The organism is Acinetobacter sp. YH12106 (genome assembly GCF_013418995.1).
In the GTDB taxonomy this organism is placed as follows: domain Bacteria; phylum Pseudomonadota; class Gammaproteobacteria; order Pseudomonadales; family Moraxellaceae; genus Acinetobacter; species Acinetobacter pseudolwoffii.
Map to the genome: position 1 here is coordinate 25,615 of NZ_VPAV01000006.1, position 14,397 is coordinate 40,011.

General features: G+C 44.9%; 18 protein-coding genes. All 18 read left to right on the top strand.

Going from position 1 to position 14,397, the window contains the following annotated elements; genetic code table 11:
- Positions 1-85 precede the first annotated feature (85 nt).
- The 18 genes from FTU45_RS06930 to gspK all read left to right on the top strand — a co-directional run bounded on the left by FTU45_RS06930 (position 86) and on the right by gspK (position 14,303).
- Positions 86-1,099 carry an aminoglycoside phosphotransferase family protein gene (locus FTU45_RS06930; RefSeq protein WP_005170371.1) on the top strand — a complete coding sequence of 338 codons (1,014 nt, stop codon included), beginning with the start codon at positions 86-88 and terminating at the stop codon, positions 1,097-1,099.
- Positions 1,100-1,789: an N-acetylmuramate alpha-1-phosphate uridylyltransferase MurU gene (gene murU / locus FTU45_RS06935; protein WP_180076186.1), complete on the top strand. Its 690-nt coding sequence runs from the start codon at positions 1,100-1,102 to the stop codon at positions 1,787-1,789.
- An 85-nt stretch (positions 1,790-1,874) separates the two neighbouring features.
- Entirely contained in the window at positions 1,875-2,507 is a 633-nt protein-coding gene (gene rsmG / locus FTU45_RS06940; protein ID WP_005097338.1) for a 16S rRNA (guanine(527)-N(7))-methyltransferase RsmG, read from the top strand.
- A gap of 25 nt (positions 2,508-2,532) precedes the next feature.
- Entirely contained in the window at positions 2,533-3,315 is a 783-nt protein-coding gene (locus FTU45_RS06945; protein WP_005170377.1) for a ParA family protein, read from the top strand.
- Complete coding sequence (locus tag FTU45_RS06950; RefSeq protein WP_005097335.1) at positions 3,312-4,199, top strand: ParB/RepB/Spo0J family partition protein; 888 nt, start codon at positions 3,312-3,314, stop codon at positions 4,197-4,199. The genes FTU45_RS06945 and FTU45_RS06950 overlap by 4 nt, the downstream gene beginning before the upstream one ends.
- Before the next feature lie 33 nt (positions 4,200-4,232).
- Positions 4,233-4,871, top strand: a complete 639-nt coding sequence (locus FTU45_RS06955; protein WP_180076187.1) for a MotA/TolQ/ExbB proton channel family protein — start codon at positions 4,233-4,235, stop codon at positions 4,869-4,871.
- Between the two features lie 10 nt (positions 4,872-4,881).
- Complete coding sequence (locus FTU45_RS06960) at positions 4,882-5,304, top strand: biopolymer transporter ExbD (protein WP_004278885.1); 423 nt, start codon at positions 4,882-4,884, stop codon at positions 5,302-5,304.
- Positions 5,304-7,031, top strand: a complete 1,728-nt coding sequence (gene msbA, locus FTU45_RS06965; protein ID WP_005097331.1) for a lipid A export permease/ATP-binding protein MsbA — start codon at positions 5,304-5,306, stop codon at positions 7,029-7,031. Before FTU45_RS06960 ends, msbA begins: the two co-directional genes overlap by 1 nt.
- A gap of 3 nt (positions 7,032-7,034) precedes the next feature.
- On the top strand, positions 7,035-8,039 hold the full coding sequence (gene lpxK / locus FTU45_RS06970) for a tetraacyldisaccharide 4'-kinase (RefSeq protein WP_180076188.1): 1,005 nt from the start codon (positions 7,035-7,037) through the stop codon (positions 8,037-8,039).
- A 12-nt stretch (positions 8,040-8,051) separates the two neighbouring features.
- On the top strand, positions 8,052-8,813 hold the full coding sequence (gene kdsB, locus FTU45_RS06975) for a 3-deoxy-manno-octulosonate cytidylyltransferase (protein WP_180076189.1): 762 nt from the start codon (positions 8,052-8,054) through the stop codon (positions 8,811-8,813).
- 14 nt (positions 8,814-8,827) lie between these two features.
- Positions 8,828-9,808 carry a DNA polymerase III subunit delta' C-terminal domain-containing protein gene (locus tag FTU45_RS06980; RefSeq protein WP_180076190.1) on the top strand — a complete coding sequence of 327 codons (981 nt, stop codon included), beginning with the start codon at positions 8,828-8,830 and terminating at the stop codon, positions 9,806-9,808.
- 15 nt (positions 9,809-9,823) lie between these two features.
- Positions 9,824-10,165 (top strand): PilZ domain-containing protein, encoded by a 342-nt coding sequence (locus tag FTU45_RS06985; protein WP_005170399.1) that lies wholly within the window; start codon positions 9,824-9,826, stop codon positions 10,163-10,165.
- Between the two features lie 27 nt (positions 10,166-10,192).
- Positions 10,193-10,966 carry a TatD family hydrolase gene (locus FTU45_RS06990; protein WP_100535277.1) on the top strand — a complete coding sequence of 258 codons (774 nt, stop codon included), beginning with the start codon at positions 10,193-10,195 and terminating at the stop codon, positions 10,964-10,966.
- Positions 10,967-11,006: 40 nt separating this feature from the next.
- Positions 11,007-11,621, top strand: a complete 615-nt coding sequence (locus FTU45_RS06995) for a TetR/AcrR family transcriptional regulator (RefSeq protein ID WP_180076191.1) — start codon at positions 11,007-11,009, stop codon at positions 11,619-11,621.
- Between the two features lie 9 nt (positions 11,622-11,630).
- Complete coding sequence (locus FTU45_RS07000; RefSeq protein WP_180076192.1) at positions 11,631-12,182, top strand: type II secretion system protein; 552 nt, start codon at positions 11,631-11,633, stop codon at positions 12,180-12,182.
- A gap of 61 nt (positions 12,183-12,243) precedes the next feature.
- Entirely contained in the window at positions 12,244-12,690 is a 447-nt protein-coding gene (gspI, locus tag FTU45_RS07005) for a type II secretion system minor pseudopilin GspI (protein ID WP_180076215.1), read from the top strand.
- Positions 12,687-13,322 (top strand): type II secretion system minor pseudopilin GspJ, encoded by a 636-nt coding sequence (gene gspJ / locus FTU45_RS07010; protein ID WP_180076193.1) that lies wholly within the window; start codon positions 12,687-12,689, stop codon positions 13,320-13,322. Before gspI ends, gspJ begins: the two co-directional genes overlap by 4 nt.
- A gap of 12 nt (positions 13,323-13,334) precedes the next feature.
- Positions 13,335-14,303, top strand: a complete 969-nt coding sequence (gene gspK / locus FTU45_RS07015; protein ID WP_180076194.1) for a type II secretion system minor pseudopilin GspK — start codon at positions 13,335-13,337, stop codon at positions 14,301-14,303.
- The last annotated feature ends 94 nt before the right edge of the window (positions 14,304-14,397 follow it).

Consider the following 14,397-nt stretch of genomic DNA (forward strand, 5'->3'; position numbering starts at 1 on the left):
ATTATTGTCGCATCATAGAGAAAAAGTTGATAAGTAGCTACACTTAGCACTTTAAAAACTCAGCCTGTATTAGAATTAATTGCAAATGAATACACAACGCGAACAATTGATACAATCTTGGATTGCCTCTGTACTCGGTTCAGATCAATTTGAAACTCATTTTTTAGCAGGTGATGCCAGCTTCCGTCGTTATGCACGAATCAAACTGAATAATAAAACATTTATGCTGATGGATGCACCACCAGAAAAAGAAGATTGTGTGCCTTTTGTGACGATTGATGAATTTTTTGATGCGCATGGCGTGCGTGTTCCGCATATTGTCGCCAAAGATCTGGAAAATGGTTTTTTGCTGCTCGAAGATTTTGGCGATGTCCTGCTTTCCAATCTGCTGAATGAAGAGACGGTGGATGCTTATTATGAGCAAAGCTTTAAGCAGCTGATTCAACTGCAATCAATTGCTGGAGAAGGACATTTTCCGGAATACTCTTATGAAAAACTGATCTCGGAAATGCAGCTGCTGACTGACTGGATGTTGCCAGCCTTAAAGATCCAGCCGACTGAATCAGAAAGTGCCTTGATCAAACGTAGCTTTGCGATTCTGGCCAATGCAGCGCTGGCGCAGCCACAAGTGATTGTGCATCGTGATTTTCATAGCCGTAATCTGATGAAAATTGATAATGAAACCGAACTCGGTGTGATTGATTTTCAGGATGCGGTGATTGGTGCGGATACCTACGATCTGATCTCGATTACCCGTGATGCTTATGTGCAATGGAATGCTGATCGTGTCTATCGCTGGTTTGAAGCCTTTTATAATTTATTGCCAGCCTCAGCCAAAGAAGACCGTGATTTTGAGCAGTTCAAGAAAGATGCCGATATGATGGCGATTCAACGTCATATCAAAATTCTGGGTATTTTTGTGCGTCTGTTTGAACGTGATGGTAAGTCCGGTTATTTAAAAGATTTACCACGGGTGATGTGGTATTTATTAGAAGAATCTAAACCTTATCCAGAATTGCAGCCTTTTATGCAGTTTATGCATGAAAAAGTGATGCCAGCTTTTGAAGCAAAATATGGTTCATATGAGGTGGCTGCCTAAATGAAAGCGATGATTTTAGCCGCAGGCCTCGGTAATCGTATGCGGCCTTTAACGCTGCATACCCCAAAGCCTTTGCTTGAAGTCGGTGGCAAGCCGCTGATTGTCTGGCATATCGAGAAACTGGCTGCGATTGGCGTCACTGAAATCGTGATCAATACTGCATGGCTCGGTGAAAAACTGGCACAAGCCCTGGGCAATGGCTCACAGTTTGGCGTAAAAATTCTGTGGTCACATGAAGGTGAAGGTCTGGAAACGGCAGGCGGGATCATTCATGCCTTGCCGCTTTTGGGTAATCAGCCTTTTATCCTATTAAATGGTGATGTCTGGACCACAATGGATTTTGCACCTTTATTAGATGTTGATCTGAACGATAATTTGGCACATCTGGTCTTGGTCGAAAATCCGCAGCAACATCCAGAGGGTGATTTCACCCTTGCAGAAGGGAAGGCTTATACCTTTGATCAGCAGGTCGAGGGTGAAAACCTGACTTTTAGCGGTGTATCCGTCATCAGTCCAAAAATATTTGAAGGCTTAGAGGCTGGAAAGCGTCCTTTGGCACCTTTATTGAAGGCAGCGATGCTGAATCATCAAGTGGTTGCCTCTAAACTGGCAGGTATTTGGGTAGATGTCGGCACGCCTGAACGTTTAACGGCACTAGATTTGGCAATCCGTGAAGCTAAGTCTGTTTAAGTGAATATTCACTAAGCACTGCCTACTATGACAAGATATAGAAAACGGTATACTTCCACCTAACTTTTTCGAGCGTAGATTGTTTATGCACATGTTTTTTCAAGAACTAAAGCAAGGTAGCCAAGCTTTGGGTTTAGAGCTATCTGAAGAAGCTTTGAATTTATTACTCAAGTATCAGGACGCTTTGGTGCTGTGGAACAAAGCATATAATTTAACTGCAATCCGTGATCCGAAAGAAATGCTGGTCAAGCATCTGCTGGACAGTCTCAGCATTCTAAAAGATCTGCCAGCGGGCCGTCTGCTCGATATCGGTACGGGTGGCGGTATGCCAGGTATGATCATTGCTTTATGTCAGCCTGAGCGTGAATGTGTATTACTCGATTCAAATGGTAAAAAAATTCGTTTCCTGAAGCAGTTTATTGCCGATCTGAAACTTAAAAATGTCATTGCGGTGCAAACGCGTGTAGAAAATGAAGACAGCATTAACGAGCTGGGTCAATTCGATGTGATTACCAGTCGTGCGTTTGCATCTCTGACTGACTTTGTGGATGCCTCTAAACCGTATATGCATGAACAGACCATTATTGCCTCAATGAAAGGCTTAATTCCTGAAGATGAAGTCACTGCTTTAAAAAATGAATTTAGTTGTGAGATTATTGAACTTAAAGTTCCGCGCTTAGACGAACAGCGTCATTTACTGCTATTAAAACGTATTTAAGAATTTTAAAGGGATTGGGGGCAACATGGCACAAATTATTGCGATTGCAAACCAAAAAGGTGGTGTTGGTAAAACCACAACCGCAGTAAATTTGGCGGCATCTTTAGCTGTGTTAAAAAAGCGCGTTTTGCTGGTCGATATGGATTCGCAAGGCAATGCAACCATGGGGTCGGGCATTCAAAAGAATGACTTGCTCTATTCGGTCACCGATGTATTGCTGGGTGAAGTGCCGATTGAAACGGCGATCGCCAAGGCAGAAGTCGGTTATAAGGTTCTGGGTGCCAACCGTGATCTGGCTGGGGTTGAGCTGGCAATTGCAGATCAAGAAGGACGTGAATTCATCCTGCGTGATGCATTGCAAGAAGTCGAAAAGTCATTTGATTATATTATTGTCGATTGTGCGCCAAGTCTGAGCCTGATTACAGTGAATGCTTTGGCAGCGGTTGATGGGGTGCTGATTCCGATGCAGTGTGAATATTATGCACTGGAAGGTCTGGCTGATTTGACCCAGACCATCGATCGGATTCAGCAAGCATTGAATCCAGACCTGCAAATTGTTGGTGTATTACGTACCATGTACGATGCACGCAATGCCTTGACCCGTGATGTCTCTGAAGAATTAGAACAATATTTCGGTAAAAAACTGTATGACACCGTGATTCCACGCAATATTCGTCTGGCTGAAGCACCAGCACATGGTTTGCCGGTGATTTATTTTGAGAAAAGCTCAAAGGGTGCAGTTGCTTACTTAAATCTGGCAGCTGAAGTATTAAAGAAAAGCAAAGTGAAAAAAGGAAGTAAAGCATGACCGTCAAGAAACGTGGACTCGCCAAAGGTCGTGGCTTGGATGCCTTGCTAGGTTCAATTCAAAAAGAAAAATTACAGATGGAAGCCCAAGGTCTTGATCATGGTCAGCTCAAACAGATTGATGTGAACCTGCTCAAGCGTGGTGAATACCAGCCGCGCCGTTATATCAACGAGCAAGACTTGCAAGAGCTGGCGGCATCGATTGAAAAACACGGCATTATGCAGCCGATTGTGATTCGTCCGGTCGATGATGAACGCTATCCTTATGAAATTATTGCCGGTGAACGTCGTTGGCGTGCAGCGCAGTTGGCAGGTTTAACTGAAATTCCTGCGATTGTGCGCGAACTTCAGGATCAGGTTGCGATTGCATTGGCTCTGATTGAAAACATCCAACGTCAGGATCTGAATCCGATTGATCAGGCCATGGCTCTGCAACGTTTCCATGAAGAATTTGGTTTAAGCCATCAGGAAATTGCAGACACAGTCGGCAAGGCACGTACTACGGTCAGTAACTTACTTCGCCTGCTCAGTCTGGCTGAAGAAGTGAAAGACTTTATGCAGCAAGGCCTGCTGGATATGGGGCATGCGCGTGCGATTCTAACACTGAAGGCAAAAGACCAGCTCAAAGTCGCTGATATCGTGATTGAAAAAAGTCTATCTGTTCGTCAAACCGAGCAGTTAGTCCGTGATTTTAATGCACCTAAACAAGAAAAAGTAAAACAAGCGCTTGCACCGGATATTCAGCAATTGACCCAGCGCCTTTCAGAGCGTTTCAGTGCTGATGTGAAAATTGACTATAACAAACAAGGTAAAGGAAAATTAGTCATTAGTTATCATTCTTTAGAAGAGCTGGATGGCATTCTTTCTATTTTAGAAGATGAATAATTTATATATTTTTTTTATTGGGGAATAAATTAGATGTGGGAATTGGTTAAAGCGGGTGGCTGGCTCATGCTGCCACTGGTCTTGTGTTCTATTTTTATGCTGGCGATTTCGATCGAGCGCCTGATTCGCCTGAAAAAGAAAGCGGTACTTCCGTCTACACTTCTGATGAGTCCAGTGCAACATGCATCACAAGTCATGCAAAAAATTCAACAAAGTACAGAATTGAAGCACAGTACTTTAGGCCGGGTATTTGCAGCAGGCTATGCCAGCAAGCCGCAGGGCGAACAGTATGCCCGTGCACAAATGGAAGTGATGGCATCGCAGGAAATTGGTTATCTGGAAAAGAATATTAACTTTCTGGGAACCTTAAGTGCTGTGGCGCCATTGCTGGGTTTGTTGGGGACTGTGCTTGGGATTATCGAATCTTTTCTGATGATCGATGTGGGGACTGGGAGTGATCCGGTATTGATGATGCCAGGTATTTCCAAAGCCTTGATTACCACAGCAGCCGGGATGCTGATTGCGATTCCGGCACTTTTTGCCCATCGTTACTTCCAGCGACTGGTTCAGGAATATGTGGCGGAGCTTGAACAGCAGGCGACCTTGTTTCATGCGGATCTTTTTTATCGCAATATTGCAGATATAGACCAAGATATGCAAAAAGCCAGCTAGGAGGCGGATGATGAAATTCAAACGCAACCAAGTAGAAGATGTGCATATTAATCTGACCCCTATGATTGATTGTTTGCTGTTTATTCTGGTCTTTTTACTGTTATCGACAACATTTAGCCAAATGAGCCGTATGAACTTGACCTTACCAGATGCGCAGGGTGTTCCGCCTAAAAGTTATGATCAGAAAGTTGAAGTGATTGTAGATGCCAATGGTCATTATGCAGTCAATGGTCAATCCTTGGCCAGTAAAGAAGTCGCAGATTTAAATACTGCAATTAAACAGATTTCTAATGAACGCCGTGATTTAATGTTCGTCATTGCCGCTGACGCGAAAGCCAGCCATCAGGACGTGATTCGCGTTATGGATGTGGCCGGGCAGCTCGGCTTTGTCAATATTAATATCAGTACCAAAGTACCCACCCGAGGTTATTAGTGAAGCACGATTTTAAGGTCTATCTTCGCCTTTTAAGTTATTTAAAACCCTTTTGGGGCATCGGATTGCTTGTCCTGCTCGGTTTTTCTATTAATGCGGCTACAGAAGTCTCTGTGGCTAAATTACTGGAATATATCATTGAGGCCATTCAAGACAAAGACCAGAGTTTCACTTCACTTTTCCCATTTTTAGTGGTTGTCCTGATGTTCTTTCGTGGGCTGGGATTATTCATGGGGGGTTATTTTACTGCGGTGATTTCCCGTAATCTGGTGTTCAATATCCGTCAGGAAGTTTTTGCAAAACTGCTGCGTTTACCGTCTCAGTATTATCTGGACAATACCAGCGGGCATATTACTGCCAAGATCATGTATAACGTGGAACAGCTGACCGCTGCCTCAACAGAAGCGTTAAGAACCCTGTTGCAACAAGGTTTGATTACGATTGCACTATTAGGTTATCTGTTATATAGCAACTGGCGTCTGACCATGTGTATCCTGATTTTTGCACCCGTCATTGGCTTTGTGATCAGTAAGGCAGCTAGACGGATGCGTAAATTGTCACAGCAAGTGCAAGATACCATGGGGGATGTCAACCATGTGGTTCAGGAAACGGTCAATGCCAACCTGATCGTCAAGGGTTTTGGCGGCCAAAGTTACGAGCAGGAACGCTTTAAGCAGAACTCGCTGGAAAACTTGCGTCGTGGCTTGAAAATGGTCGCTGTGCAGCAGTTGAACAGTCCTGTGGTTCAGCTGATCATGTCTATTTCACTCAGTATTGTCATGTTTATTGCCTTGCGTCCACAGATCCTTGGCGATACCTCTGCCGGTGAATTTGTGGCTTATATTACGGCTGCGGGCATGTTGGCAAGACCAATCAAGGCTTTAACCGATATCAATGAAAAAATTCAACGGGGTATGGCCGCAGCGCATTCGGTATTTGAATTGCTGGACATGCCCGAAGAAAAAAATACCGGGACTTTAAGCGATAGCTTAAAAGGTAATATTCAGTTTAAAGATGTCAACCTGTTTTATGATGATGGTCATCATGCCATTCGTGATTTTAATTTAGAGGTAAAAGCTGGTGAAACGGTTGCTCTGGTTGGGCGTTCCGGTGCCGGTAAAAGCTCACTGGTGAATTTGCTGGTACGTTATCAGGATACAACGTCAGGTCAGCTTCTACTGGATCAGAAACCGATTGAAGACTTTGAGCTGACTGCTTTGCGTACCCAGATTGCGATGGTGAATCAGCAAGTGGTGCTGTTTAATCGGACTGTGCGAGAAAATATTGCCTATGGTCAGCTCGAAGGTGCGACTGATGAAGACATTATTGCAGCAGCAAAAGCCGCTTATGCACATGATTTTATTATGGCTCTGCCAAAAGGTTATGATACCCAACTGGGTGCTCAAGGTTTAAATCTGTCTGGTGGTCAGCGTCAGCGCATCGCGATTGCACGTGCGATTTTGAAAAATGCCTCTATTCTGATTCTGGATGAAGCAACCAGTGCCCTGGATAATGAATCCGAATACTTTATTCAGCGTGCCTTTGATCAGGCCATGCAAGATCGTACAACCATTGTGATTGCACACCGTTTATCGACGATTGAAAATGCGGATCGTATTGTGGTCATGGATCAGGGGTGTATTGTCGAGCAAGGGACTCATGCAGAACTGATTGCATTGCATGGGGCTTATTATCAGCTGCATCAACGTAATTTTGAGGAACAATAAGTTATGGCATTGGCGCAAATCATTCAGGATGCTTGGAATGCACAGGCAAAGTGGCTGGTGGTGCTGCGTCCTTTGTCATGCTTGTATCGTTTAGGTTTTGTCAGCAATCACTGGCTGTACCAGAAAGGGATTAAGACAAGCTATAGTGCTCCGGTTCCGGTCATGGTGATTGGCAATATCACTGTCGGTGGTAGTGGTAAAACCCCTTTACTGATTCATCTGGTTGATTATTTAACTCAACAAGGTGTAAAAGTTGGGGTGATTAGTCGTGGTTATGGCGGCAAAGGTCCATTTCCGGCTTATGTGGATTTTAATACCTTGCCTGAGGTCGTCGGTGATGAGCCTGCCTTGATTGTACAGGCGACGGGCGTGTCCATGGCGGTGGGGCCGAACCGGCAAAAAAGCATTGAACTGTTGTTACAAAAACATCAGCTGGATCTGATTATTTGTGATGATGGTTTACAGCATTGGGCCTTGAACCGCCAGATTGAATGGATTGTGCTGGACAATAATCGGGGGTTGGGCAATCAGAAGTTGCTTCCGGAAGGTTATCTGCGTGAACCGGTGAGCCGCTTAGAAACAGGAACGGTAATTGAGCATTCGGCAAGTCCAAGTTCTGAGCTGCATATGCATCTGGCTGCATCACAGCCTTATCTACTCAATCAAGACAACAATAAAATCTTCGATCCTCAATCGGCTTTTTATGCCGTGGTGGGAATCGGTTTTCCGCAGCGCTTTTATCAGACCCTGAAAAATCTGGGCATAGAACAATTCCAGTGTCATGAATTTCCCGATCATCATGATTATGACATTGAAGATCTACAGTTTGATGATGCCAATCCGATCATTACCACGGAAAAAGACGCAGTCAAGATTATGGCATTACTGAAACAATATCCCGACTTTAAGCAGGATATCTGGGTGGTGCCAGTCGATGCAGTATTATCGCCAGCCTGCTATACGGTCTTGCAGCAACAGTTACAACAATACGGTATTCAAATTTCTTAAGGCTTATTCAGTATGAAACACATTGTTATTCCTGCACGTTTTGCCAGTTCACGTTTGCCGGGTAAACCCTTGCTGGACATTCATGGTCGTCCCATGATTTTGCGTGTGGTGGATCAAGCCAAAAAAGTACAAGGTTTTGATGATTTGTGTGTGGCGACCGATGATCAGCGTATTGCTGAGGTTTGCCGTGCCGAAGGTGTTGATGTGGTGATGACTTCGGCGGATCATCCTTCCGGGACAGACCGCCTCAGTGAAGTGGCGCGGATTAAAGGTTGGGACAGTCACGATATTATTGTCAATGTGCAGGGTGATGAGCCTTTATTGCCGGCACAACTGGTGAAGCAGGTGGCACAACTTCTAGAAGATCAACCGGATTCTTCGATGTCGACGCTATGTGAGCCGATTCATCAACTAGACGAATTTAAGCGTGACAGCATTGTTAAAGTGGTGATGTCCAAACATAATCAAGCTTTGTATTTTAGCCGTGCTACCATTCCTTATGACCGTGATGGTGCGAAACTGGCTGAAGCAAAACTGCATAATCAGGCCTATCGTCATTTAGGTTTATATGCTTACCGGGTGAAACTGCTTCAAGAATATGTCACCTGGGAGATGGGGGTTCTGGAAAAACTGGAATCCCTAGAGCAATTGCGGGTACTGGAAAATGGTCACCGTATTGCGATTGCCGTGGCTGAAGCCAATTTGCCACCGGGTGTGGATACTCAGGAAGATCTGGATCGATTGAATCAAATGGATCTTTCTCATTTTGCTTAAGAAGAGTTGAATACATGCCTTTTGATGTCAATGCACAGATTTATCCATGGCAGCAACAGGTTTGGGAAACGCTGACCGGACGTTTTCCCAAGCTTGGGCATGGTTTATTGTTTTATGGCAAAAAAGGCTGTGGCAAGGAGGCATTTAGCCAGCAGTTTCTGGCTTGGGTCTTGTGTCTGAATCGGCAGCCTTCTGGTGCATGTGGTGAATGTGGCAGTTGCCAATGGCTCAAGGCCGACACGCATCCCAATTATGTGCATATCAGCACCGACGAAGACAATAAAAAACAGAATGCCAAAATCAAGATTGAAAAGATTCGTGATCTGTTGCCTTTTGTGCAGCAGACCGTCGATGGCTGGCGAGTGATTGTAATTGAGCCTGCGGAAGCCTTAAATATCTCCTCTGCCAATGCTTTATTGAAAACGCTAGAAGAACCCGGTGACAATACGGTCATTATTTTGCTGGCAGATCATTATTTAAAATTGCCTGCAACGATACGGAGTCGCTTGCAGCATTTTGCCTTAGACCGGATTTCCGCAGAACAATTTAGTGATTATGTTCAGGCACAGTTGCCGGATGCAGGTTCTAGCCAGCAACAGTTATTGATGAACCTGTCCAATCAGATGCCCTTACAAGCACTCGAGGTTGCACAAAGTTCATGGCTGCCACTGCGTCAGGAATTCCTGCAAGACTGGCAAAAACTGGTGATGCAAAAAAATATGCCGCTTGCAATTGCGACCAAATGGAACAAAAGCCTGAGCTTTGGTGAATTTGCTCCCATGTTTGAATACTTGTTGTCCGATTTAATTTGTGTCAAGCTCAATCAAACGGTGAAAAACATTGATCTTGAGTTTAATGTGCTTGCCGAACAATATTCATTAGCAGCACTTTTTAAAATTTATGAGGATTTTCAGCGTTCCAAGCAATATCTCGAGCAGAATGTTCAAAGCAATCTGGTTATTGATGAATTGTTTATCAAGCTGATGAATCTTTAATTAAGGGGAAATCACATGCAACCACGTATGGGCGGTATTATTCAGGCCAATATTCCTGATATTGAAACACTGTTTGCCAGCTATATGCCTTATGTATGGGGTGGTGGACTGTTTATTCCGTCCAAGCAGCCGGTCAAGCTGGGTGAAGAAGTTTTTGTATTGACCACTTTGCCTGAACAGACCCAGAAAATTCCTTTAACCGGTAAAGTGATCTGGGTCTCGCAAAAGCAGAATGGCATCAAGCCACAAGGCTTTGGCATCCAGTTAAGCGGTGAAAAGGGTGTTTATTTCAAAAATGAAGCAGATCGTCTGGTTGCAGGTCTTAAATCTGAAGGGCGTAAAAGTTACACTATGTAGTTCATTTAGCTGTGGTAGGAACGCATTGTGTTTGTAGATACCCATTGTCATTTAACGATGCTGGATTTAACGCCGTATAACGGTGATCTGGATCAGGCACTCGCACAGGCCCGTGAAGCGGGTGTATCCAGATTCATGAGTATCTCGGTCGATCTGGATGATCATATCGCGCTGGCGAAAATTGCCGCGCGTCACCCGGATGTCGGTTATACCGTCGGGGTACATCCTTGCGAAGATGCTGCAACTATGGCGCGTGCCACGACTGAATATCTGGTCGAGCTGGCACAACCAGAAAAAGTCTGGGCGCTCGGTGAAACCGGTCTGGATTATTATCACAGTACAGATTTTGTCGAAGAACAAAAAGCCTGCTTTGCCCGTCATATCCATGCTTCGCAAATCACTAAGAAACCGGTGGTGGTACATACCCGTGCTGCCAAGCATGATACCGTGGATATTATCCGTGCGGAAAAATCCACGCATGGCATCTTGCATTGCTTTACTGAAGATTGGGAAACTGCCAAAGCGGTTTTAGACTGCGGTTATTATGTCTCATTTTCCGGGATTATCTCGTTTAAAAATGCCCAGGATCTGCGTGATGTGGCCAAACAGGTTCCGCTGGATCGTGTACTGATTGAAACCGATAGTCCTTATCTTGCGCCGATGCCATATCGTGGTAAATCTAACGAACCTAAATACGTTCCTTATGTAGCCAAAGCGCTTTGTGATGTATATGATAAGTCGCTAGAAGAAATGGCTTCTATCACAAAGCAGAACTTTGAAAATCTTCTAAATTTAAAGTAAATAAAGTTATATAAAGTACAAGAGAGTTTATAGGGTGAAGATGGATCGTCAGGCTCAGTTTCGAGCAAGAGAAACCTTGATTTTTCAAGTCGCAGAGCAGCTCCTGCTGGAAAATGGTGAAGCAGGAATGACGCTCGATGCGCTTGCTGCCGAGCTGGATCTGGCCAAAGGGACACTTTATAAACATTTTCAGAGTAAAGATGAACTGTATATGCTGCTGATTATCCGTAATGAGCGCATGTTGCTGGAAATGATTCAGGATGCCGATAAAGCCTTTCCTGAGCATCTGGCCTTCTTTATGTTGCACCATTTACATCATCCGGAACGTACGGTGCTGTTCCATCAGATTGAAGAGCGCCTGTCCACCACAGGTGTTGGCATTCAGCATCTGTTCAGTGAGCTGTATCAGGTGCGCAAACAGCGTTTACGCCTGATCATCCGCATGACCGAAAGTTATCTGGCTTCCATCAACAGCCGCATGTCGGTACGTGATTATCTGGCGTCGATCTGGTCGCTGACCCATGGTGCAGCCGCAATTCTTAATTCCAGTTTCTATCAGCGTTATCTGGGTTCACGCGATACTTTACGCGTGGCCTATATCGATCAGGCGCTGGCTTTGCCGAAGCAGGTGCATTCTGCCGAGCAGTTCGCTTAAGGCCTTGCCATGATCAGATCACATCACACTACAGTTCGTGGCTTTACCTTGATCGAATTGATGGTGGTGATTGTGATTATGGGCATCATGGCTTCCTTGGTATTGTTAAATACCAGTGGGGTCGATCAGCGTAAGGCGATGCAGGCACGCGAGATTTTGTTATTGGATTTACAGCGGGTCATGCGCGAGGCGAATGACCAGTCCAGAGTACTGGCACTGGATGTTCAATCAGCAACCGATGTTTCACCATTTCGGTATGGGGTAGTGGAATATCGTGCGCAAGCGCAATCTGAACAAACTTTGCAAAATGAGAAATGGCAGAGTTATACAGATTTCAAATTGCGTAATTTACCTGATCATGTGTCTTTTCGGATTCAGAGGCTAGAACAACAGCGTTATGCCCGTGCGCAAAATCGTGATCTGACGCAGGTGAATTCTCCGCAATTGATCTGGCTGGGGAATGGTGAGGTCAAGCCGGTACGGATTCAGTTCTTTTTAGAAGATCGTGAAGTCGGCTCTGCGATTGAGGTGGATCATCTGGGTAAAATCAATGAAATCTAGATCTTTCAAGCAAAGTGTGTGCTCCAGGCTGATCAAACCATTTAAATCGAGTGTTGATCGATTGCATTGTGGGCACTTCGAGCAGAGCTCTTGGTCTTGCGCAGCGGTGAAACAGCATTTCACTCATCGCAGCTCAGGCTTTACCTTGCTGGAAGTTATGGTTGCACTGGCAATTTTCGCCACCGCAGCCATGACGCTGACCAAAGTCGCGATGCAATATACCCAGTCAACCTCGAATGCCATTCTGCGCACCAAAGCACAGTTTGTTGCCCTGAACGAAGTGGCTCAAATGGAAATCAATCAGGAATGGATGGATGGTACTGCTTCCAAGCAGTTGACCCAGCAAGGTGAAACCTGGCAGATTGACAAGCGCAGTGAGCCAACGGTCAGCCCGAATGTACAGCGTATTGAGCTGCAGATCAGTCTGGTCAATCAGGAGACCGGTCAGGTTGACTCCGGGATCAGTAACCTGATGTTCTTTAATCATCGTATGAACAATAATCCATGAAGCCTAGAGGATTTACCCTGGTCGAACTACTGGTCGCCATTGCGATCTTTGCGGTGTTGTCTGCCTTGGGTTGGAAGGTGTTTGACTATATTGTCAAAACTAAAGATCAAAATACGATACATGAACAGCGTTTAGGTCAGTTACAGGAAAGCTATCAGCAAATTTTGCGGGATACGATACAGGCGGTGCCTTTAACTGCCAATATCAATGGTGATATTCAACCGGCTCTGGTTTTGCAAAATGGCCGTTTTAATTTTAGTAAAACCGGGGTGACAGATCCTCTGGAAGAGGGCATTTCGCCAGATGAGCGGATTGAATATCAGTATCGGGCCGATGAGCAGAAACTTTATCGCTTGAAATACCGCAACCTGAACCAGACCGGTCGTGATCAGCCAGAATCCAGTGTTTTATTATCGGACGTTGAGCAATTTCAGGTTGTGGTGCTGAATCCAAATGAACTCACACAGTGGCCTGATTCTTCTATGGATTTAAATCAGCGAGAGCAGAAACAGCGCTTGCCCAAAGGCATTAAAATCAATTTAACCGTGAATGGCGTCAGCTATGAGTGGCTGTTTAGTTTATTAAATACGGACTTTTTGCTTGATAATCAGAATACAGGTCAACCCGGCTAAGAATCATAAAAAATGAAAATGAATAAACAGAGGCTGAAGCAGCAGCAGGGCATTGCACTGATTACCATTCTGGTGATGGTGGCATTGGCGACTATTCTGGCAGCCACGATTGCCCAGCGTCAGGCTGCAACTGCTGAAAGTACCGCCTATCTGATGCGGCAAAATCAGTCGCTGATGTATGCCAAAAGTGCCGAAGCCTTTTTTTCTGAATTACTGGTGGATGATGCTGAAAATGCCGCAGAGGTTGATCATCTACAGGAAACCTGGGCGCAGCCGATGCCGGCTTTTCCGGTCGATGACGGCTATGTTTCCGGAATCATCCAGGATGAATCGGGCAAGTTTAATTTAAATAGCCTGATCACTGCTGAAGATAGCGTCAATGAAAATGCCAAAGCATGGTTCGAGCTGATTTTAAAACGTGCAGGTTTGCCAGCGCAGCTCAGTGAAGCCGTAATTGACTGGCAGGATGAAAACGAGCTGGTGAGTGGAGGTATGGGTGCCGAATCTAATTATTATCAAGGCTTACCGAATGCCGCTTTACCACCGAATGCAAAATTTCATAGCGTAGAGGAATTAAAGCTGGTACGTGGTTTTGAAGAAAATAAGTACAAACGGATAGCACCTTATCTGAGTGCTGCACCGATGCAGGAAATTCCGGTCAATATTAATACAGCATCTGCTTTTCTTTTAGCCAGTATGGATGAAAAACTGGATGTGAATGCGGTACAGCAATTGCTGGATCAGCGACAGGCCAATTTGGAACACTTTTCTAATGTGTCTGAGTTATGGTCACTCGAACCGTTTGCGCAAGTCGATGCTGCCAAGCGTAATCTGTTTAATAGCTTGCTCGGAGTGCAATCCAATTATTTTAAAGCTCAGATCGAAGTGGTCTTGAGTGAACGCAAGCGCCAGTTCAGTAGTGATCTGGTTCGTCAGGACAAACAGGTATATGTGGCTTATCGCAGTATGGCACCCTTTTAGTCAGGGCTTATTCAGTTATACTGTCAGTCTAAATCTGAACAGCAGCTTGATCCCTTTTTCCTATCAGGCTGAACAGCAAAATTAATCCTCAAAG